Annotated in this window: 21 protein-coding genes and 1 pseudogene; 19 read left to right on the top strand and 3 right to left on the bottom strand. The window is 59.9% G+C overall.

Annotation, left to right across the window (positions count from 1 at the left end; genetic code table 11):
* Positions 1–51: 51 nt before the first annotated feature.
* Positions 52–741 carry a phosphate regulon transcriptional regulator PhoB gene (gene phoB / locus ACM6JQ_RS19700; RefSeq protein WP_007896474.1) on the bottom strand — a complete coding sequence of 230 codons (690 nt, stop codon included), beginning with the start codon at positions 739–741 and terminating at the stop codon, positions 52–54.
* 151 nt (positions 742–892) lie between these two features.
* On the opposite strand from phoB, the gene ACM6JQ_RS19705 reads away from it, so the two are divergent.
* The gene (locus ACM6JQ_RS19705) at positions 893–1276 is read left to right on the top strand and encodes a hypothetical protein (protein WP_123376078.1); all 384 of its coding nucleotides are present in this window, start codon (positions 893–895) and stop codon (positions 1274–1276) included.
* 112 nt (positions 1277–1388) lie between these two features.
* Here the strand turns inward: ACM6JQ_RS19705 and ubiA are convergent, their stop codons facing one another.
* Positions 1389–2279 carry a 4-hydroxybenzoate octaprenyltransferase gene (gene ubiA / locus ACM6JQ_RS19710; protein ID WP_414894541.1) on the bottom strand — a complete coding sequence of 297 codons (891 nt, stop codon included), beginning with the start codon at positions 2277–2279 and terminating at the stop codon, positions 1389–1391.
* Positions 2279–2839, bottom strand: coding sequence for a chorismate--pyruvate lyase family protein (locus ACM6JQ_RS19715; RefSeq protein ID WP_414894542.1), 561 nt, complete (start codon positions 2837–2839; stop codon positions 2279–2281). The genes ubiA and ACM6JQ_RS19715 overlap by 1 nt, the downstream gene beginning before the upstream one ends.
* A 201-nt stretch (positions 2840–3040) precedes the next feature.
* Here ACM6JQ_RS19715 and ACM6JQ_RS19720 point away from each other — a divergent pair, with 201 nt between their 5' ends.
* The 18 genes and pseudogenes from ACM6JQ_RS19720 (at position 3041) to tagH (ending at position 21113) form a co-directional block, all read left to right on the top strand.
* Positions 3041–3208 (top strand): rubredoxin, encoded by a 168-nt coding sequence (locus ACM6JQ_RS19720; RefSeq protein WP_007920267.1) that lies wholly within the window; start codon positions 3041–3043, stop codon positions 3206–3208.
* Between the two features lie 20 nt (positions 3209–3228).
* Positions 3229–4377, top strand: coding sequence for an NAD(P)/FAD-dependent oxidoreductase (locus ACM6JQ_RS19725; protein ID WP_095113195.1), 1149 nt, complete (start codon positions 3229–3231; stop codon positions 4375–4377).
* 190 nt (positions 4378–4567) lie between these two features.
* Entirely contained in the window at positions 4568–4843 is a 276-nt protein-coding gene (locus ACM6JQ_RS19730) for an HU family DNA-binding protein (protein ID WP_003213368.1), read from the top strand.
* Positions 4844–5484: 641 nt separating this feature from the next.
* Entirely contained in the window at positions 5485–7047 is a 1563-nt protein-coding gene (gene tssA / locus ACM6JQ_RS19735) for a type VI secretion system protein TssA (protein WP_007920270.1), read from the top strand.
* A gap of 32 nt (positions 7048–7079) precedes the next feature.
* On the top strand, positions 7080–7583 hold the full coding sequence (gene tssB / locus ACM6JQ_RS19740; RefSeq protein ID WP_003229587.1) for a type VI secretion system contractile sheath small subunit: 504 nt from the start codon (positions 7080–7082) through the stop codon (positions 7581–7583).
* A gap of 25 nt (positions 7584–7608) precedes the next feature.
* Positions 7609–9084 (top strand): type VI secretion system contractile sheath large subunit, encoded by a 1476-nt coding sequence (tssC, locus tag ACM6JQ_RS19745; protein WP_007920272.1) that lies wholly within the window; start codon positions 7609–7611, stop codon positions 9082–9084.
* A 9-nt stretch (positions 9085–9093) separates the two neighbouring features.
* The gene (tssE, locus tag ACM6JQ_RS19750; RefSeq protein WP_007920274.1) at positions 9094–9501 is read left to right on the top strand and encodes a type VI secretion system baseplate subunit TssE; all 408 of its coding nucleotides are present in this window, start codon (positions 9094–9096) and stop codon (positions 9499–9501) included.
* Positions 9502–9512: 11 nt separating this feature from the next.
* A pseudogene (locus tag ACM6JQ_RS19755) lies at positions 9513–9806 on the top strand (PAAR domain-containing protein); the annotation flags it as partial.
* Positions 9807–11045: 1239 nt separating this feature from the next.
* Complete coding sequence (locus ACM6JQ_RS19760) at positions 11046–11429, top strand: hypothetical protein (RefSeq protein ID WP_259741245.1); 384 nt, start codon at positions 11046–11048, stop codon at positions 11427–11429.
* A gap of 22 nt (positions 11430–11451) precedes the next feature.
* A complete protein-coding gene (locus ACM6JQ_RS19765; RefSeq protein ID WP_007920280.1) occupies positions 11452–11829 on the top strand; it encodes a hypothetical protein in 378 nt (125 codons plus the stop codon).
* Between the two features lie 40 nt (positions 11830–11869).
* Positions 11870–12229 (top strand): hypothetical protein, encoded by a 360-nt coding sequence (locus ACM6JQ_RS19770; RefSeq protein ID WP_095113197.1) that lies wholly within the window; start codon positions 11870–11872, stop codon positions 12227–12229.
* Positions 12226–12678 carry a hypothetical protein gene (locus tag ACM6JQ_RS19775; protein ID WP_007920284.1) on the top strand — a complete coding sequence of 151 codons (453 nt, stop codon included), beginning with the start codon at positions 12226–12228 and terminating at the stop codon, positions 12676–12678. The genes ACM6JQ_RS19770 and ACM6JQ_RS19775 overlap by 4 nt, the downstream gene beginning before the upstream one ends.
* A gap of 27 nt (positions 12679–12705) precedes the next feature.
* The gene (gene tssF, locus ACM6JQ_RS19780; protein ID WP_007920286.1) at positions 12706–14493 is read left to right on the top strand and encodes a type VI secretion system baseplate subunit TssF; all 1788 of its coding nucleotides are present in this window, start codon (positions 12706–12708) and stop codon (positions 14491–14493) included.
* Entirely contained in the window at positions 14457–15464 is a 1008-nt protein-coding gene (tssG, locus tag ACM6JQ_RS19785) for a type VI secretion system baseplate subunit TssG (RefSeq protein ID WP_007920288.1), read from the top strand. The genes tssF and tssG overlap by 37 nt, the downstream gene beginning before the upstream one ends.
* 11 nt (positions 15465–15475) lie before the next feature.
* The gene (gene tssH, locus ACM6JQ_RS19790) at positions 15476–18133 is read left to right on the top strand and encodes a type VI secretion system ATPase TssH (protein ID WP_414894543.1); all 2658 of its coding nucleotides are present in this window, start codon (positions 15476–15478) and stop codon (positions 18131–18133) included.
* Between the two features lie 10 nt (positions 18134–18143).
* Positions 18144–19664 (top strand): sigma-54 interaction domain-containing protein, encoded by a 1521-nt coding sequence (locus ACM6JQ_RS19795; protein WP_007920292.1) that lies wholly within the window; start codon positions 18144–18146, stop codon positions 19662–19664.
* A gap of 93 nt (positions 19665–19757) precedes the next feature.
* On the top strand, positions 19758–19898 hold the full coding sequence (locus ACM6JQ_RS19800) for a hypothetical protein (RefSeq protein ID WP_007920296.1): 141 nt from the start codon (positions 19758–19760) through the stop codon (positions 19896–19898).
* A gap of 18 nt (positions 19899–19916) precedes the next feature.
* The gene (gene tagH, locus ACM6JQ_RS19805; protein WP_034152083.1) at positions 19917–21113 is read left to right on the top strand and encodes a type VI secretion system-associated FHA domain protein TagH; all 1197 of its coding nucleotides are present in this window, start codon (positions 19917–19919) and stop codon (positions 21111–21113) included.
* Positions 21114–21118 lie beyond the last annotated feature (5 nt).

The raw sequence follows: 21118 nt of genomic DNA on the forward strand, positions 1-21118 counted from the left end.
AGTTTTGATTCACGGGAAATACGGTCCTTGTCTGCGAGTCTGGCGGTCGGCTCAGGCCTTGGTGGAAAACCGGTAGCCGGTGCCGCGCACGGTTTGTACCAGATTTTCGTAAGCGTCACCGAGGGCCTTGCGCAGGCGGCGGATGTGCACGTCGACGGTGCGCTCTTCAACATAGACGTTGCCGCCCCAGACCTGATCCAGCAATTGGCCACGGGTGTAGGCGCGTTCCTGGTGGGTCATGAAGAATTGCAGCAGACGGTATTCGGTCGGGCCCATCTCGGCCGGTTTGCCGTCGATGGTTACGCGGTGGCTGATCGGGTCGAGCAGCAGGCCACCGACTTCGATCGGCGCTTCGCCGTCGGTCGGACCGGCGCGGCGCAGCACGGCTTTGAGGCGTGCGACCAGTTCGCGCGGGGAAAACGGTTTGGTGATGTAGTCGTCGGCGCCGACTTCAAGACCCTGGATCTTGTTGTCCTCTTCACCCTTGGCGGTGAGCATGATGATCGGGATGTCCCCGGTCAGTTCATCACGTTTCAGACGACGGGCCAGCTCGATGCCGGAGGTGCCGGGCAGCATCCAGTCGAGCAGGATCAGGTCCGGCTTGCGGTCGACGATGATGGCGTGCGCCTGCTGCGAGTTCTCTGCCTCGAGGCAGTCATAGCCGGCCATTTCCAACGCAACGGCGATCATTTCGCGAATGGGCGCTTCGTCGTCGACGATCAGAATGCTCCTGCCAACCATGCCTTAATCCTCTTGTCATTTAACTGTCTTGCGCCGCATTAGATAACGGAATTATTGCAGTCGTGTGACAGTATTTTAGTCCGGCAGCGATTGTGCAAATCCTCAACTAAGCTCTAAGTCCGAATCCTGACAACCACAAAAGAAGGTTTCCATGACTCAAATGACTGTTTCTTTCAAAGCCCTGCTGATGGCTGCGGCCCTGACATTGCCTGGATTTGCACTGGCTGCGGATCCGGCGATGGAGAAGGACGGCATGTACATCGACCACAAGGGCATGACCCTGTATACCTTCGCCAAGGACTCGGGCGGCAAGTCGATGTGCAACGACAAATGCGCAACGAACTGGCCGCCGTTGATGGCGACCGCGGGTGACAAGTCGATGGGTGACTGGACTGTCATCAAACGCGACGACGGCACGATGCAATGGGCCTACCAAGGCATGCCGCTGTACACCTTCGTGATGGACAAGAAAGCCGGTGACATGACCGGTGACGGCAAAATGGACGGCGCGTGGAAAGTCGCCAAAGCCAAGTAAACGCGGTCCCTTGTAGGAGTGAGCCTGCTCGCGATAGCGGTGTATCAGTCGGCATTTTCGTTAACTGACACACCGCTTTCGCGAGCAGGCTCACTCCTACATTGATTTGCGTTTAGCGCAACGCGTAATCCAGCACGATCCCGACGAATATCGCCAACCCGGCCCAATGATTGTGCAAAAACGCCTTGAAGCAGCGCATGCGGTCACGATCGCGGGTGTACCAGAATTCCCACGCATAACACCCGGCAGCCACCAGCAAGCCGAGATGGAACCAGATCCCCAACTCGAACTTCGACCCCGCCAGCAGCAGGCAGCCCAGCGACAACGCCTGCAGGCTCAGGATGATCACCCGGTCCGCCTCGCCGAACAGAATTGCCGTGGATTTCACGCCAATCTTCAAATCGTCATCGCGATCGGTCATCGCGTAATAGGTGTCGTAACCCACCGTCCACAGCAGATTGGCGATCCACAGCAGCCACGCCGCCGCCGGCAACTCACCGGACTCGGCAGTAAACGCCATCGGCATCCCCCACGAAAACGCCGCGCCCAGTACCACTTGCGGGTAATAGGTGTAGCGCTTCATGAACGGATAAGTGAACGCCAGCGCCAGACCGCCCAGCGACAGCCAGATGGTCGGCGCATTGGTGCACAGCACCAGCAGGAAACTCACGCCCATCAGCAGCGCGAAGAACACCAGCGCCTCTTTCGAACTGATCTTGCCGCTGGCCAGCGGCCGTTGCGCGGTGCGTTTGACGTGGCCGTCGACCTTGCGATCGGCCCAGTCGTTGATCACGCAGCCGCCGGCGCGGGTCAGTACCACGCCGAGAACAAAAATCACCACGTTGGCCAGCGATGGCGAGCCTTTGCCGGCAATCCATAACGCCCACAGCGTTGGCCACAGCAGCAGGTAAATGCCGATCGGCTTGTCCATCCGGGTCAACTGAATGAAATCCCAGGCGCGCGGGTTCAAGCGGTTCAGGGACTTGAGCAGGCTCTGATACATCAGCAGTTCTCCGGATGGGCGCGGGCGGCGTTCCACAGACTCGGCAGGAATATTTCCGCAACCAGTACGCTCAGCGCGCCACGGTCGAAGCGCGAACGCCGGCCCCACAATTCTGGCGCTTTGGCGGCTGGCGGCAGCCATTGTTCAGGGTAGTGGCAAACTTCGAGGGCGCGGCGCTGGAAGGCCTGATCGCAAAACAGCAATTCGCCCAGCGAGCGGCTGCCCAGTTCGTCCATGTGCAAGCCGTCACCCTGTAAGGCGGCGCGCGAAGCGACGCTGCGGGCAAACACCCAGACCTCGCCGTGACCGCGCAAATACACCTCGCGCACCCAGCCTTCGCTGCCCTCGGCCAGATCCAGTGCGGCGCATTCATCGGCACGCAAGGTGTCCCAGCCTTCAAACAGTGGCGTGACGCTGAAGCCGTCATTGGACAGCCGGGTCAGTCGGCGGGTGAGGGAGCCTTCGTCGAACAGCCAGTCGAGGGTCAACGAATCGGGGAGGGGCGTCAGTCGGCTTTGAGTCAGCCAGAGCGGGGCCGGGCAGGCATTTGAATGTTGCACAATGAGTCATTATTGGCCGCAAATGAGGCGGCGAGCTTAACATGGTGGCCGCCGATATTGATTGATCCGGGTCGCCGTTGCGCCGAACAGGCTTGCATCTGCCCGGCTCCATCAGTACAAAACGCCCTGAGCCGGATGGCAGCGCAACACCCATCGACCGTCCGCGCCGGCAATAAGCCTGAACCCTGAGGAAGTACTTGAATGAAAAAGTGGCAATGTGTGGTCTGCGGCCTGATCTACAACGAAGCCGAGGGTTGGCCGGATGACGGCATTGCGCCGGGTACTCTATGGCAGGACGTGCCGGAAGACTGGCTGTGCCCCGACTGCGGCGTCGGCAAGCTGGACTTCGAAATGATCGAAATCAACTAAGCAAAACAAAGGAGTAAGGCATGAGCGCACCTGTCGTCATCGTTGGCACTGGGCTGGCGGGCTATAACCTGGCCCGCGAGTTTCGCAAGCTCGACAGCGAAACCCCGCTGCTGCTGATCACCGCCGATGACGGGCGCTCTTACTCCAAGCCGATGCTCTCCACCGGTTTCGGCAAGAACAAAGACGCCGATGGCCTGAGCATGGCTGAACCGGGGGCCATGGCTGAGCAGTTGAAAGCCGAAGTGCGCACTCATACGCGCATCAGCGGCATCGACGCCGGCCATAAACGCCTGTGGATCGGCGAAGAAGCGGTTTATTACCGTGACCTGATCCTCGCCTGGGGCGCAGAAACCGTGCGCGTACCGGTCGAGGGCGATGGCGCCGATCTGGTGTTCCCGATCAATGATCTCGAAGACTACGCGCGCTTTCGCGCAGCGGCGGCCGGCAAGCGCCGGGTGCTGTTGCTCGGCGCCGGCCTGATTGGCTGCGAATTCGCCAACGACCTGATTCTCGGTGGCTATGAAGTGCAACTGGTGGCGCCGTGCGAACAGGTCATGCCGATGTTGCTGCACCCGGCCGCAGCGGCAGCCGTGCAGGCCGGGCTGGAAAGCCTCGGTGCGAAATTTCATCTCGGCCCGGTACTGACCCGATTGCAGAAAGTCGCCGACGGCCTGGAAGCGCATCTGTCCGACGGCCAGGTCATTCCTTGCGACGTGGTGGTCTCGGCCATTGGCCTGCGTCCGCGCATCGATCTGGCGGCGGCCGCTGGCGTACAGGTCAATCGCGGTGTCGTAGTGGATCGCCATCTGAAAACCTCCCACGCCAATATTTACGCCTTGGGCGACTGCGCTGAGGTCGACGGGCTGAATCTGCTGTACGTGATGCCCCTGATGAGTTGTGCGCGAGCACTGGCACAAACCCTCGCCGGAAACCCGACCGCCGTGAGCTACGGCCCGATGCCGATCACCGTGAAAACCCCGGTGTGTCCGCTGGTCGTATCGCCGCCGCCACGGGGCAGCGAAGGCGTCTGGACTGTCGAAGGGCAGGGCGCCGACATCAAAGCCCTGTGCCACAGCGCCGACGGCCAATTGCTCGGCTACGCGCTAACCGGCGCCGCGGTGATGGAAAAACTTGCCCTGAACAAACAGCTTCCAGCCCTGCTGGCGTAAATACCGGTCGTTCTGTCGGAATCACCCCGCTTTTGCCCCTACAAAGGTCGCGGGGAGACTGGCGCCGCCGGTATCCGCGTGCCATTCTCACTCCCGTCTGCCGCAGAGTAGAGCCTGCGGCGCCTTGGGCGCTGTTCCAACGAGAACAGCACGGACATAACAACAAAAAACCGTCAAAGGGGCTTCACTAATGCGTAAACCAGAACTCGCCGCTGCAATCGCTGAAAAAGCAGATCTGACCAAAGAACAGGCCAACCGCGTACTCAACGCCGTTCTCGAAGAAATCACCGGCGCTCTGCACCGCAAGGACAGCGTCACGCTGGTAGGCTTCGGCACCTTCCTGCAACGCCACCGCGGCGCCCGTACCGGCAAAAACCCGCAGACCGGTGAGCCGGTGAAGATCAAGGCCAGCAACACCGTTGCGTTCAAGCCAGGTAAATCGTTGAAAGACAGCGTCAATCCTTAATTGCGGCGAACTCCTCGAATAACGGGGAGAACCGTGTAGAAAAATGGGCACACCGATTGCGGTCGGGTGCCCATTTTTTATGCCTGCCGATTTATTCTGGCCTGCAGCCTTAATAAAGGCCGAGTAACTGATTGCATTTGTTGGCTATCGATCAGCCTCACAGTTAAATAAATCCTCTATATATAAAAGCCATCATATTGATGGCACTTTCTGAGTTGTTGGTTGTCTCGCGGTGACTTGTTGAAACAACACCGAAGTCTTTCGGAATCATCCTACATCCGAATTTTTCAAAACCCGTCATGCTCCGCGCCACTCTCGCCAGCCCCGGCTTCCGGTGATCGACGGCAGTTGGAACGATCGCTCTAAATCAAGCTTTCCCGGTGTTTTGTAAGGGTATGCGAATATAAACAGAGCATCGGGGATTCCCTGACTGAATATAGGGAAACCTCCTACAACAAACAAAGAACAGTTCGTCTTGTTGTTTAATCAGATGCTTGCTAGTGGCCATCATAGTGATTACGATGCGCCCACTTGAAAGAGCACATCTCAATTGGATGAGTCGCGTCACCGCTCTTCGATACTGTCCCGCGCCGCGGTAACTCCAATAGGCGCCTGACTGTAATCCTTAATAAAGGCCATGGATGTCCTACTCAAGCAAACTTTCCGCCCATTACCTCGAACTCGCAAAAGTCTCTGTTTCCAAAGAGAATTTCGCGGGCGAAGACGTTCGTTTTTCGAGCGAATTCGAGGCCCTGGAAAGTGAGCTGGCCAAAGCCTCGTCGATGCACGAAAGCGGGCAGATCGACTGGCTGAAAATTCGCGAAAACAGCGAAAATCTGCTGCGTACCCAATCCAAGGATTTGCGTGTCGGCGCCTGGCTGACCTGGTCGCTGTACCAGCGCGAATCCTTCCCCGGTCTGCTGGCCGGCCTCGGTCTGCTGCACCATCTGTCGGAAAACAACTGGGCCGACGTTCACCCGCTCAAACCCCGTACCCGTGCCGCCGCCATCGGCTGGCTGGTGCCGCGCCTCGAGCAGGTCATTACCGAAAACATTGCGATCAAAGAGCAGTTGCCGATGTTCCGGCAGCTCTCCGAGCACCTGTCCGGCCTTGAAGCGGCGTGTGCTGAGCATCTGGGCGATGACTCGCCGCTGTTGCTGCCGATCTCCCGTCGCCTGAAAACCATGATCCAGCGCGCGGCCGACAACCAGCCGGCTCCCGGTGTGGTCGGTGCGGCGGTGGCGCAGGTCAAACAGGCCGCGAGCCAGTTGCTTACTCCCGGCGCACCGATCGATAACGAACGAGACGCGCACAAAGCCCTGCGCGCGCAACAGGAAAGCGCCCGGCCATTGTGCGCCTGGTGGCTCAAGCAGAAAGCCACCGACCTGCGCGCCCTGCGCCTCAATCGCACGCTGTTGTGGATGACCATCGACGCAGTGCCCGAGCGCAACGCCGAGCAGATCACCGTGTTGCGCGGTCTGCCGCTGGAAAAACTCAAGCTTTATCAGGACCGTTTCGATCAGGGCAAATACGCCGACCTGCTGGTGGAACTGGAGGCGAGCCTGGCGAAGGCGCCGTTCTGGTTCGATGGCCAGAGGATGGTCTGGGAATGTCTCCAGAACCTCAACGCCGAGTTGGCAATGCGCGAAGTGGAAATCCACTTCGCGCTTTTGGTTCAACGGCTGCCCGGCATTGTCGAGTTGCGCTTCCATGACGGCGCGCCGTTTGCCGATCCGTCCACCCGCGCGTGGATCGCCGCCAACGTCATGCCGCACCTGCAAAGCGCCAGTGCGCCGCGCAAGGTCGAAAGCGAAAACGTCGAAACCCAGCCGGCCTGGGAAAAGGCCCTCGAAGAAGTTCTGCCGCTGCTGCGCAAGGAAGGCCTGAAGCCTGCCGTGCAGACGCTCAAGCAAGGCTTGCAGTCGGCCCACGGCGGTCGCGAACGCTTCTTCTGGCAGTTCGCCCTCGCGCGCCTGTGCTTCATGGCCAAGAAATACGAACTGGCCAAGAACCAGCTGGAAACCCTCGATCAGACATTACAGGACTCAGGCCTGCACGCCTGGGAGCCCGATCTTGCATTGGAAGTGCTGCATTTACTGCATAGCTGCTGCGAGTTGTTGCCGCAGAACCATGCCGTACGTGAACGCAAGGAAGAGATTTATCGCAGGCTGTGCCACCTCGACCTCGAAGTGGTACTCGAATAGGCCCCAGGGCCACAACCGCAAGGAGAAAAGCCATGGCCAAAGAAGGCTCGGTAGCCCCCAAGGAACGCATCAACGTCACCTTCAAACCCGCCACCGGCGGTGCTCAGGAAGAGATTGAACTGCCGCTGAAGCTGCTGGCAATCGGTGACTACACCCACCGCAAGGACGATCGCAAAATCGAAGATCGCAAGCCGATCAGCATCGACAAGATGACCTTCGACGAAGTGTTGGCCAAGCAAGAACTGGGTCTGACGCTGAGCGTGCCGAACCGTCTGCAGGAAGATGGCGAGGCCGACGAGCTGGCTGTGCAACTGCGCGTCAATTCGATGAAGGACTTCAACCCGGCCAGCCTGGTCGAGCAAGTGCCTGAGCTGAAAAAACTGATGGAACTGCGCGATGCGCTGGTGGCCCTCAAAGGCCCGCTGGGTAACGCACCTGCGTTCCGTAAAGCGATCGAAGGCGTGCTCGCCGACGACGAATCCCGCGGTCGCGTACTCGGTGAGCTGGGCCTGAACGCCGCAGCCCCGGACGCCTGAGACTCCAGCCAAGGAAGCCAACACAATGAGCACTAGCGCAGCACAAGAGAAGAGCGCCGGCAACGGCGAGTACAGCATTCTCGACAGCATCATCGCCGAAACCCGTCTGACTCCGGACGACGAAGCCTACGACATCGCCAAGCGCGGTGTGTCGGCGTTCATCGAAGAACTGCTCAAGCCGCAGAACAACGGTGAGCCGGTCAAGAAGGCCATGGTTGACCGCATGATCGCCGAGATCGATGCCAAGCTCAGCCGTCAGATGGACGAAATCCTGCACCACCCGGACTTCCAGGCGCTGGAATCGTCGTGGCGTGGTCTGCAGTTGCTGGTCGATCGCACCAACTTCCGCGAAAACATCAAGATCGAAATCCTCAACGTCTCCAAAGAAGACCTGCTGGACGATTTCGAAGATTCGCCGGAAGTCATGCAGTCGGGCCTGTACAAGCACATCTACACCGCTGAATACGGCCAGTTCGGTGGTCAGCCTGTGGGCGCGATCATCGCCAACTACTACATGTCGCCAAGCTCGCCAGACGTCAAGCTGATGCAGTACGTGGCGAGCGTTTCGTGCATGTCGCACGCGCCGTTCATCGCTGCGGCCGGCCCGAAATTCTTCGGTCTGGAAAGCTTCACCGGCCTGCCGGATCTGAAAGATCTGAAAGACCACTTCGAAGGCCCGCAATTCGCCAAATGGCAGAGCTTCCGTACTTCGGAAGACTCCCGTTATGTTGGCCTGACCGTGCCGCGTTTCCTGCTGCGTAACCCGTACGATCCGGAAGAAAACCCGGTGAAATCGTTCGTGTACAAGGAAACCGTTGCCAACAGCCACGAGCACTACCTGTGGGGCAACACCGCTTACGCGTTCGGCACCAAGCTGACCGACAGCTTCGCCAAATTCCGCTGGTGCCCGAACATCATCGGCCCGCAGAGCGGTGGCGCGGTTGAAGACCTGCCGTTGCACCATTTCGAAAGCATGGGCGAAATCGAAACCAAGATTCCTACCGAGGTTCTGGTTTCCGATCGTCGTGAATACGAACTGGCCGAGGAAGGCTTCATCTCCCTGACCATGCGTAAAGGCTCCGACAACGCGGCGTTCTTCTCCGCCAGCTCGGTGCAGAAGCCGAAGTTCTTCGGCATCAGCGCAGAAGGCAAGGCGGCAGAGCTGAACTACAAGCTCGGCACCCAACTGCCGTACATGATGATCGTCAACCGCCTGGCTCACTACTTGAAAGTGCTGCAGCGCGAGCAACTCGGTTCGTGGAAAGAGCGCACCGACCTCGAGCTGGAACTGAACAAGTGGATCCGTCAGTACGTTGCCGACCAGGAAAACCCGAGCGCCGAAGTGCGTGGCCGTCGTCCGCTGCGCGCTGCGCAAGTGATCGTCAGCGACGTTGAAGGCGAGCCGGGCTGGTACCGCGTGAGCTTGAACGTGCGTCCGCACTTCAAGTACATGGGTGCCGATTTCACCCTGTCGCTGGTTGGCAAGCTGGACAAAGAGTAAGAGCGACTCATGGACGGATACGGCAGCCTGTTCGAACGCCTCAACGGCGACGCGCAACTACGCAAGGGCAACAGCCTTGAGGCTTGTGCCATGGCGTCAGTGGCTGCCCATCTGGCCAAAATGCTCAGCACCCGGGCCGGCAGCGTGCAAACGCTGGCCGACTACGGGTTGCCCGATCTCAATGACATGCGTCTGAGCCTGCACGACTCCCTGAGTCAGGCCCGTCTGGCCATCGAAAACTTCATCGAAGCCTACGAGCCGCGCCTGAGCAATGTGCGTGTCATTTCCCTGCCGCGTGACCACGATCAGCTTCGCCTCGCCTTCAGCATCGAAGGCCTGCTGGAAGTTGAAGGGTTCAAGCGTCAGGTCAGTTTTTCCGCGCGCCTGGATGGCAGCGGACAAGTGAAGGTCACCTAAGGAGATCCCCGATGTCTGGCAAACCCGCAGCACGCGTATCTGACCCCACCGCTTGCCCGCTCCCCGGCCACGGCACCAACCCGATCGCCGCCGGTTCCGGTGACGTGTTCTTCGACGGCCTCGCGGCCGCCCGCCAAGGCGATGCCTCGGCGTGTGGTGGTGCGATGTCCGGCGATCTGGCGACCACGGTTTTGATCAATGGCAAACCGGCCGCCACGGTCGGCTCCGTTGGATCTCACGGCAACAAGGTTACGGCAGGTTCCGGGACGGTGATCATCGGGAATTCGCATTCGCCAGTGCCATTTTCGGGGCTTGCCGCCATAGCGGTTATCGCGGCGCTGGATTACCGACTGGGTTTAAAGTCCGGTGGCAACTCGGTACTGACGCCGCTGGAAATTCCAGACTTCGACGAGCTGAAATCAGGAACATCGAAAAACCGTGAGTTGGTCGATTTCGTCGTCGAGAACCGCATGGACGCTGCTGACAGTGTGAAGTTGGAGGTGCTGGACGGCGAGAAGCTGGTATACGCCGAAGCCAATACCGCGCCGTTCTTCCCGCCAGGCAAGCATCCATGGCAATGGGACGGCTACGACACAGCCGGCGTCCTCGATACCAAAGTCCTGAAAAGCCCGAACCTGAAAGTGCGCCTCACTGCGACCGGGGCGGGAAAACAGCAAGTGACTGAAGTGAAGCTTGATTGCTCGGCTAAAAAGGTGAAATGGGTCGATGTGCGTGTTGACCGCAACGCCAAGACCGTTGAAGTCACGTTACGCCCGAGCTTTTCGGATGGCGGCAGCAGTGGTTCCACACCCGGACTGATACCCACGCCTTTCAGCACGTTGCTTGGCTGGGCCAGGGAAGGTATCGAGTTGTACTGGTCGCGTAATGGCGCGCGCGGCGGCGGTATCGCCGAGGGCATCACGACCAGCAAAGGCCTTTACAAAGTCACGGTCAAAACCGAGATCAACGTCGAGCCCAAAGCCGGGAATTTCCCTCTGATTGATTCGCTGTCGGCGGACTTCGGTCGTTCCACCAGTCTTGCGATTGCAAGAAAGGTTTATCACAACGCCGGTTATGCCTATGAAAGCTACGTTGTTCAACGACGTCGAACTCCAGAGTTCGCTAGAGACATTGCCAGAGAAGAGTTCAAAGAAACGTCGGCTCATGAGTTTGGTCATTTGATTCTCAATGAGTACGGCGGGGGAATCATCCCCGGTTACTCCTGGACTCACAAAGAAACATCGACATTGATGCAAAACCCTAAGGACAACCACCCGACGCCGAACGCCGGCGAGGTGGATGTCATGCATTACTTCAGCAGTTACACGCAGTCCTCCGCTGATCTGCAAAAGAGAATGGCGGCGTCTGAACAGGACGTCAAAAGCCTGCTTTGGCTGGCAAGGGTCGAGTTCGATGACTAGGTTGACCGGTCTCATCTTGCCGTTCGTTTCCCTTTATGGCTGTGCTGCTCAGCAGGTGTACCAGCGCGAGTGGACAATCAGCGAGGCATCGGTTTGTCCATGAAACTGCCAAGAACGATTTTGATGATGAGATGGGTAAGCTTCTTCGCGTGCTTCGTTTCGCTGACCGCATGCGCTGCGCAGCAGGTCTATCGCAATGATGTTTACCTGCTGAACACTTGTGGAGTACCGCTGGAACTGACGCTGGCAAACGACTCCAACTATGACGATCAGCCACGCAGTTTCACGTTAAACCCGAACCAGCGCAGTTCCATCGGCAACTACCAGTCATTCGGTGAAGACGTATCGGGTCAGATCAGCGACCAGTACAGCCTGTCGATCAAAAGCCAGAACGCGACTAAGTCCATCGACGCGCAGACCTTGCGAAAGGCAGTAGCGAGCATCAAAAAAACTGAAGAAAAAGCTGTCCGTTCGTGGACGGTCGATACCGGGGCTTTCTGCCCATGAAGCACTGGTTCGGGTTGGCTCGATGAAACTCAGAGCCTGGCAATGTCTCATCGCTTTTCTCAGCTCGGTCGGTTTGCTGGCGATTCTGGTCGGCTTGACGCTGCTGGTGCGAATGGAAAGCTCGACCGAACCAAAGCTATTCGCGCATCCCAACGCGTTGTGGGTTGGCGCCGAGGATGGCGGGGTATTCGTCGAGATTACCAAGCACGAAGCGCCGGACTATTACGTGGAAATTCGTCACGAAAATGGTGGGATGTGGACTGAAGGCTGGGTTCGATATGGCACCAGGGACAGCCATCCACTCAGCGCTGCGGCAATTGGTGGCTACGGCGGTGAAGAGCTCTATGTCTATACGGGTGTCGCGATCACGCCGCAAAAACAGGGAGTTGCGCAGCGATGAATCAATACGTGCCAGCGACCCCGGGGCAGGAGACGGACGCATGACCGACTCAGGTCGCTTCGCAATGATTTGGCTGCAGCGCTTGCTACTCGTGGTGGGAGCGTTCGCTTGCATGCTCTATTTTGCTGCGCACGCGCTTTCCAACGCTTTTATGTTGCTGATGGACCGCGAAAATTTTATCCCTGCGCAGTCGTCCATCTGGACATTCGAACCTTACGAAATCAATCAAGGTTCTTCGTCTTACTGGCTCTACGGTGAGGACAGGGACAACTATTACTTTTTTGCGTACGTCCCTGAACATTCATATCGCGTGATCGCAAAAGACAATCGGTGCGAAGGCTTCGACAAGCGCGATGTCCGCACATGGTGCATGGATCACGCTGTGGAGGTTCGCCGATGACCGACTCATCAAGCGAGATGCTCATGCTCAGTCGCGCGCAACTCAGCTTCTTCATGGCTGCATTGTGGTGGCCATTGCTGGCGGTGTTGGCGATCAGTTCCTATGACCTGTGGAGTGGCGAGTATTCAACACCCGAGTCGTCCGGGATTTATTGGCAGTACCTGTTGTGGTGGGGAATTCCCGGGCTTCTGGGCTTTTCGCTGTGGATGTCCCGATCGGCGCAGAGCCGCAACGAGCAACAGGCACTGCGGATGGTTTGGTGGGCGCCGGTGAAGTTCATCCCGTTCTACGCCGTGCCATGGATGCTGTATGGCCTGCTCAGTCTGGTCGTCGGTCAGCTTAGTGATGCCTACATGGCGTACGGCTGGATCTCGATTGTGCCGTTCCTGCTGATTGGCGGTTATGTCTGTGCCGGCGTGACAGTCGCGCTCTACAGGATATTTTTTTGATGAGTTCCACTACCAGGCAGGTAACCCGTGTCGTTTAACCACTACTACCAAAGCGAACTCACCGCACTGCGCCAACTCGGTCGCCGTTTCGCCGAGCGTAGTCCGGCGTTGGCGCCGTATCTGGGCCAGGCCGGGCGGGATCCGGACGTGGAGCGGTTGCTCGAGGGCTTTGCTTTTCTCACCGGGCGGCTGCGGCAGAAGCTCGATGACGAGCTGCCGGAGCTCAGCCATTCGCTGATGCAGCTGCTGTGGCCGAACTACATGCGCCCGCTGCCGGCGTTCAGCATTTTGCAGTTCGATCCGCTCAAGCGTTCCGGGCCGGCATTGCGCGTCGAGCGCGATACGCCGATCGAAAGCAAGCCGATCGAAGACGTGCGTTGCCGCTTCCGTACTTGCTACCCGACTGACGTGCTGCCGCTGGATCTGGCCGCGTTGAATTACTCGGTGAAGGGCGACGGCTCGCTGCTCAGCCTGCGTCTGGAAATGAGCGCCGACGGCCACCTTGGTGAGCTGGAACTGAGCAAACTGCGTCTGCACTTTGCCGGCGAGCGCTACATCAGCCAGATGCTCTACCTGAGCCTGCTGCGCAACCTTGAAGGTATCGAGCTGATCCCGCTCGACGGCGCTGGCAAGCCGATCGATGGCGTCAGCGGCAAGCCGATGGCGTTCAAGATTCCCGGTGATCGGGTCAAACCGGTGGGCTTTGCCGAAGAAGAAGCGTTGATTCCGTATCCGCTGAACACCTTCCGCGGCTATCGCTACCTGCAGGAATACTTCGCCTTCCAGGACAAATTCCTGTTCGTCGACGTCAACGGTCTGGACATCATCAACGCACTGCCGGAAGACACGCTCAAGCAGATGCGCGGGCTGGAATTGCGCTTCGATATCCGCAAGAGCGGCATCATGCGCATGCGTCCGACCCTGGATAACGTGAAGCTGTTCTGCACGCCGATTGCCAACCTGTTCGCCCACGACGCACTGCCGATCCGCCTCGACGGTAAGCAGGACGAGTACCTGTTGCTGCCAGCGGAATACGATCTGGAAAACTGCGGTGTGTTTTCGGTGGAAACCGTGACCGGCTGGAAGCCCGGCGGCCTTGGTTATCAGGAATATGTGCCGTTCGAATCCTTCGAGCACGACCCGAGTTTCGACGTGCCCAACAGCCGTCCGCACTACAGCATTCGCCAGCGTTCTTCGCTGTTGCACGATGGCCTCGACACCTACCTGAGCTTCGGTATTCGCCATACCGAAGCCCACGAAACCCTGTCGATCGAGCTGATCTGCACCAACCAGAACCTGCCGCGCAAGCTCAAGCTCGGCGATATTTGCATGGCCTGCGAAGAGACGCCGGAGTTCTTGAGTTTCCGCAACATTACCCCGGCCACGTCGAGCTTCGCGCCACCGCTGAACCGTGACTTCCTGTGGAAGCTGATCAGCAACATGTCGCTTAACTATCTGTCGCTGGCCGACGTCAATGCGTTGAAGGTGATTCTCGAAACCTACGACCTGCCGCGCTACTACGACCAGCACGCGGAGAAGGTCAGCAAACGTCTGCTCGGCGGCCTCAAGCACATCAAGCATCACCACGTCGACCGCTTGCACCGTGGGTTGCCGGTGCGCGGTTTGCGCACCGAACTGACCATCGACCCGGAAGGGTACATCGGCGAAGGCGACCTGTTCGTTTTCGCTTCGGTTCTTAACGAGTTTTTCGCGCTTTACGCCAGTCTCAATTCATTCCATGAGCTGCGCGTAAAAAGCACACAGGGAGAGGTGTACCAATGGACACCACGTATGGGCCTGCAGCCCCTGCTTTAAGCGGGCTGACCAAGGTAATACGCGAGTACTCGCTGTTTCAGGCCGTGCTGCTGGTGATCGACCGGCTGCGCGAGGCACACCCGCACCTGAGCGAAGACGATCTGTACGACCACGTGGAGTTCCAGGCCAACCCGAGCCTGGGCTTTCCGCGCAGCGACGTCGATCGTGTCGAGTTTTTCGAAGAACACGGGCAGATGCGCGCGCGCATGCGTTTCAACCTGATCGGCCTGGTCGGTTCCGGTTCGCCGCTGCCGGCGTTCTATGGCGAACAAGCCCTGGGTGACAGCGAAGACGGCAACCCGACACGCAATTTCCTCGACCTGTTCCACCATCGCCTGCAACGGCTGATGCTGCCGATCTGGCGCAAGTACCGCTATCGCGCGAGCTTCCAGAGCGGCGCGATCGACCCGTTCTCGTCGCAGTTGTTCGCCCTGATCGGTCTGGGCGGCGACGAGATCCGCAAGGCCAAGGAACTCAACTGGAAACGCCTGCTGCCGTACCTCGGTCTGCTCAGCTTGCGGGCGCACTCGGCGGCGTTGATCGAAGCCGTGCTGCGTTACTACTTCAAGCACGAAGATCTGGTCATCGAGCAGTGCATCGAGCGCCGCGTGGAAATTCTCGAAGAGCAGCGCAATCGTTTGGGCCGCGCCAACAGCCTGCTCGGCGAAGACCTCGTGCTCGGCGAACACGTGCGCGACCGCAGCGGCAAATTCCGCATTCACATCACCGAACTCGACTGGCAGCGATTCCATGAATTCCTGCCGATCGGTTTCGGTTACCAGCCGCTCTGCGCGCTGGTGCGGTTCACCTTGCGTGACCCGCTCGATTACGACATCCGCCTGGTCTTGCGCCAGGAAGAAATCCGCGAACTGCGCATCGGTGAGCAGAACGCCTGTCGCCTCGGTTGGACCAGTTGGCTGGGCCGCGAAAAAGCGGACGGCGTGGTGACCCTGGGCAGCAAAATTCATTAAGGACGTGAGCCATGATCAACGTAGACCTGCAACAACTCATCCAGGCGCTGGACGCCGAAACCCGTCGTGATCTGGAACGTTCCGCCGAGCGTTGCGTGGCCCGTGGCGGTAGCAAGATCCTCGTCGAAGATTTGATGCTCGGCCTGCTCGAGCGTCCGAACGGCTTGCTGTCGCGCGCACTGCAGGATGCAGACGTCGACGCCGGTGAACTCAGCGCCGCGCTGCAATCGCGCGTCGAACACAGCGCTTCGCGCAATCCGGTGTTCGCCCCGGAACTGGTGCAGTGGCTGCAAGATGCGCTGCTGGTGGCCAACCTCGAACTGGGCCAGACCCAGGTCGAAGACGCCGCGCTGATCCTTGCGCTGCTGCGCAACCCGATGCGCTACGCCGGCAGCCGTTATCAGCCGCTGCTCGCCAAGCTGAACATCGATCGCCTGAAGGAATTTGCCCTGTCGCAACAGGAGCAACCGGCAGCCAATGGCAAACCGGCCGCGCAGGGCGAATCGCTGTTGCAGCGCTTCACCCACAACCTGACCCAACAGGCCCGCGACGGCAAACTCGACCCGGTGCTGTGCCGTGACGGCGCGATCCGCCAGATGGTCGACATCCTCGCCCGTCGTCGCAAGAACAACCCGATCGTCGTCGGTGAGGCCGGTGTCGGCAAGACCGCCATCGTCGAAGGCCTAGCGTCGCGCATCGCCGCCGGTGAAGTGCCGCAAGTGCTCAAAGGCGTTGAACTGCTGTCGCTGGACATGGGCCTGTTGCAGGCCGGCGCCAGCGTCAAAGGTGAATTCGAACGTCGCCTCAAAGGCGTGATCGACGAAGTCAAAGCCTCGCCAAAACCGATCATTCTGTTCATCGACGAAGCTCACACCCTGATCGGCGCGGGGGGCAACGCTGGCGGTTCCGACGCGGCCAACCTGCTGAAACCGGCACTCGCCCGTGGCGAATTGCGCACCATCGCCGCCACCACTTGGGCCGAGTACAAGAAATACTTCGAGAAAGACCCGGCGCTGGCCCGTCGTTTCCAACCGGTGCAATTGCACGAACCGACTGTCAGTGAAGCGGTGACCATCCTTCGTGGTCTGGCCCAGGTTTACGAGAAGAGCCACGGCATTTACCTGCGCGATGACGCGGTGGTTTCGGCGGCTGAATTGTCCGCACGTTATCTGGCCGGTCGGCAGCTGCCGGACAAAGCTGTCGATGTGCTCGACACCGCTTGCGCCCGCGTACGCATCAGCCTCGCCGCTGCCCCGGAAAGCCTTGAGCGCCTGCGTGGCGAACTGGCTGAAGGTGGCCGTCAGCGTCAGGCCCTGCGCCGCGATGCCGAAGCCGGTCTGCTGATCGACCACGAAGCGCTGGATGCTCTGGAAGCGCGTCTCGACGATGCCGAAGACGAAATGGTCGCGCTGGAAACCCTGTGGACTGAGCAGAAGCAACTGGCCGAGCGCCTGTTGGAATTGCGTCAGCAACTGGCCAAGGCTCGTGAAGCCGCCGCTGTCGAGCCGACCGTCACCGTTGAAGAAGACGCCGAAGGCACCGTGATCGAAACCGTCGCTGCCGAAGTCGAAGAAGGCCAAAGCGTCGAAGCGCTGGAAGCCCAACTCAACGAAACCCACAGCGCCTTGACCGCCGCTCAAGTCAAAGAGCGTCTGGTCAGCTTCGAAGTGTGCCCGCGTCTGGTTGCCGAAGTGATCAGCGCCTGGACCGGCGTGCCATTGGCGCAACTGGCCCGCGAGCACAACGCCAAAGTCGCCAGTTTCGCCACCGACCTGCGCACGCGCATCCGTGGTCAGGAACAAGCCGTGCACGCACTGGACCGCTCGATGCGCGCCACCGCTGCCGGCCTGAACAAACCTGACGCGCCGGTCGGCGTGTTCCTGCTGGTCGGCCCGAGCGGCGTCGGTAAAACCGAAACCGCACTGGCCCTCGCTGATTTGCTGTACGGCGGTGATCGTTTCATCACCACCATCAACATGTCCGAGTTCCAGGAGAAGCACACCGTCTCCCGTCTGATCGGCGCGCCACCGGGCTACGTCGGTTACGGCGAGGGCGGCATGCTCACCGAAGCCGTACGCCAGAAACCGTACTCGGTGGTGTTGCTCGATGAAGTCGAAAAGGCTGACCCGGACGTGCTCAACCTGTTCTACCAAATCTTCGACAAAGGCGTGGCCAACGACGGCGAAGGTCGCGAGATCGACTTCCGCAACACGTTGATCCTGATGACCTCGAACCTCGGCAGCGACCGCATCAGCGACCTTTGCGAAAACGGCGCACGCCCGACCGCTGAAGTCCTCGAAGAAACCATTCGCCCGGTACTCAGCAAACACTTCAAACCGGCGCTGCTGGCGCGGATGAAAGTGGTGCCGTACTACCCGGTCGGCGGCCCGGTGTTGCGCGAGCTGATCGAGATCAAACTCGGTCGTCTCGGCGAGCGCCTCAACCGTCGTCAGCTGGATTTCAGCTGGTGCCAGAACCTCGTCGATCACCTGTCCGAGCGTTGCACGCAAAGCGACAGCGGTGCGCGTCTGATCGACCATCTGCTCGACCAGCATGTGCTGCCGCTGGTGGCGGATCGTTTGCTCGATGCCATGGCCACCGGTGAAAGCCTCAAGCGTGTGCATGCCACGCTCGACGGTGAAGCCAGCGTGACGTGCGAGTTCGCCTGAGGTGGGTGTGATGTTCACTCAGGTGCCGCAGCCACTGGTCTATGCCGAAGCGTTGCTGGCGCAGTTCGCCAGTCTGTCGCGGGCGGCGGACGGTGCTGCGTTGCTGGGTGACTTCGTGCGCGGGTTGGCCGAGCTGAGCGGTTGCGAATTGACGCAGCTGTATCTGCTCGACGCCACCCACACGTGCCTGGGGATGAACGCCGAATGCCTCGACGGTGCCTTGCAACCGCGCGAAGCGGCGAGCCTGCCGGCGGATTACAACGGTGAGCAACTGCTGCAATTCGCCCTGTGCCAGAACCGCGTGGTGTGCCTCGACGACTTGAGCGGCAGCCTGCACGAAACCAGTTTTCTGCCGGCGGCGAACTCGCCGTGGCAGTCGCTGCTGTGCGTACCACTGGTCAATCAGCACAAAGCTGTTGAAGGTTTGCTGCTGTGCGCCAGCCGTCGTCGCACCAACCTGCAAGGCTTCGCCGATTCCCTCGGCCAGCTCGGCTCGTTCGTGCTTGGCCAGTTGCATTTGCTGCAACGCCTGCGCCAGCCACTGGCGGAGTCGGCCACGGTAGCGCGCAGCGTGCCGAGCATCAGTGGCTATGGCTTGATCGGCAAAAGCGCGGCGATGCGCCAGACCCATTCGCTGATCAGCAAAGTCCTGCACAGTCCGTACACCGTGTTGTTGCGCGGCGAAACCGGCACCGGCAAGGAAGTTGTCGCCCGGGCGATTCACGATTGCGGCCCGCGTCGGTCGCAGGCGTTTATCGTGCAGAACTGCGCGGCGGTTCCGGAAAATCTTCTGGAAAGCGAGTTGTTCGGCTATCGCAAAGGCGCCTTCACTGGTGCCGACCGCGACCGCGCTGGTCTGTTCGATGCGGCCAATGGCGGCACGCTGCTGCTCGACGAGATCGGCGACATGCCGCTGTCGTTGCAAGCGAAGATCTTGCGCGTGTTGCAGGAAGGCGAGATTCGTCCGCTGGGTTCCAACGACACCCACAAGATCGACGTACGCATCATCGCTGCGACCCACCGCGATCTGTCGACGCTGGTCAGCGAAGGCAAATTCCGCGAGGACTTGTACTACCGCCTCGCGCAATTCCCGATCGAGTTGCCGGCGCTGCGTCAGCGCGAAGGCGACATCCTCGAACTGGCCCAGCACTTCGCCGAGAAGACCTGCACGTATTTGCAGCGCGATCCGGTGCGCTGGTCGAGCGCGGCGCTGGAACACCTGTCCGGCTACAACTTCCCCGGCAACGTGCGTGAACTCAAGGCCTTGGTCGAGCGTGCGGTGCTGTTGTGCGAGGGCGGCGAGTTGCTCGCCGAGCATTTCTCCCTGCGCATGGAGGCAATGCCGGAAGACAACAGCCACCTGAATTTGCGCGAACGTCTGGAGCAGGTCGAACGCACGTTATTGCTCGACTGCCTGCGCAAGAACGACGGCAACCAGACCCTCGCCGCCCGCGAGCTCGGCCTTCCGAGGCGCACGCTGCTGTATCGGCTCGGCCGTCTGAACATCAATCTGGGAGATTTCGATGGGTAGGCAAAAAGTCATCGAAATCCTCGCAAAAACCAATTTCAGCGCCGCCCGCAAGGGTCGGCGCTTTGTGCTTTGTCTACCCCTGGAGACCCTCTGATGTCTGTTCGTCACTGGCAAGCTGTCCTGCTGACCCTCGTCGTTCTATGCGGCCTGGGCGGCTGTAGCGGCAATTACAAATTCAACGACAACGACTATCGCCCGTTGGGTGATCCGCAAGCGGTCAATCGCGGCAAGTGACCGCAAGGAGCATCAAACATGGAATTGGTTTTCGAAATGCTGAACACCAAGCAGTTCGTGCCCACCGAGTTGTGCCAGAAGACCTTTAAACAGGCCGGCGGCGTGATCGGGCGGGGCGAGGACTGCGACTGGATCATCCCTGACCGCAAGCGTCACCTGTCCAATCACCACGCGATTGTCAGCTACCGCGAAGGCACGTTCTTCCTCACCGACACCAGCAGCAACGGTGTCCAGGACGGCGAGAGCGGCGCGCGTCTGCACAAAGGCGAACCGGTGCGCATCGAGCACGGCAGCACCTACGTGCTGGGTGACTTCGAAATTCGCGCGCGACTGGTGCGCGACCCGGCGACCTTCGACGGTGAAGTCGGCCGTCCACGCGCCGCTGGCAGCATCATTCCCGACGACGCGTTCCTCGATCTCGACCCGCTCAATGCTCTCGAGCAGCAAGAGCGTGTGTACTCGGAAATCGACGAGTTGCTGGCGCCGAACACCAAACCTGAGGATTCCCGTCAACGCGCCGACTACGCGCGCATCGACATGGAAAGCCTGATGGTGCCGGAGCTGATCGCCGCCCCGGTCGAACCTGAGCCCGCTCCGGCACCGAAAGCCGTTGAGCGTCAAAGCGAAGGTTTCTGGGATCATTTCGGTGCGGCGCTGGGTGTCGACGTCAAAGGCCTCAGCCACGACGAACGCGAAGCCCTGGCGCTGAACGCTGCGCGCTTGTTGCGCCAAAGCATCGGCGGTCTGCAGCAAAGCCTGCGCACCCGTTCGGAGCTGAAAAACGAGCTGCGTCTGGCCCAGACCACCGTGCAAGGCACCAACAAGAACCCGCTGAAATTCGCCGTCGATCCGAGCGAAGCCCTGCAGATTCTGTTGCAGCCAAGCAAGCCCGGCCATCTGCCGGCCGAGCAAGCCATCTCTCGTGCGTTCCGCGATCTGCAGGCGCATCAAGTGGCGCTGCTGACCGCCAGCCGCGCCGCCGTGCGCGGCACGCTGGAGCACTTCTCGCCAGAGCAACTGACCCTGCGTTTCGAGCGCGACAACAAGCCGTTGATCGCAACCTCGGGCGGGCGCTGGAGAGCGTTCGGCCGTTATCACCAGGCGCTGCGTCAGGACGATGACTGGAGCGAGCGTCTGCTGGCCCGCGACTTCGCCCAGGCCTACGAAGAACAGATCCGCCTGATCTCCACCCTCCACACCGACCACCAAGGATGATGCGC

Source organism: Pseudomonas sp. IT-232MI5, assembly GCF_949767845.1.
Classification (GTDB): Bacteria; Pseudomonadota; Gammaproteobacteria; order Pseudomonadales; family Pseudomonadaceae; genus Aquipseudomonas.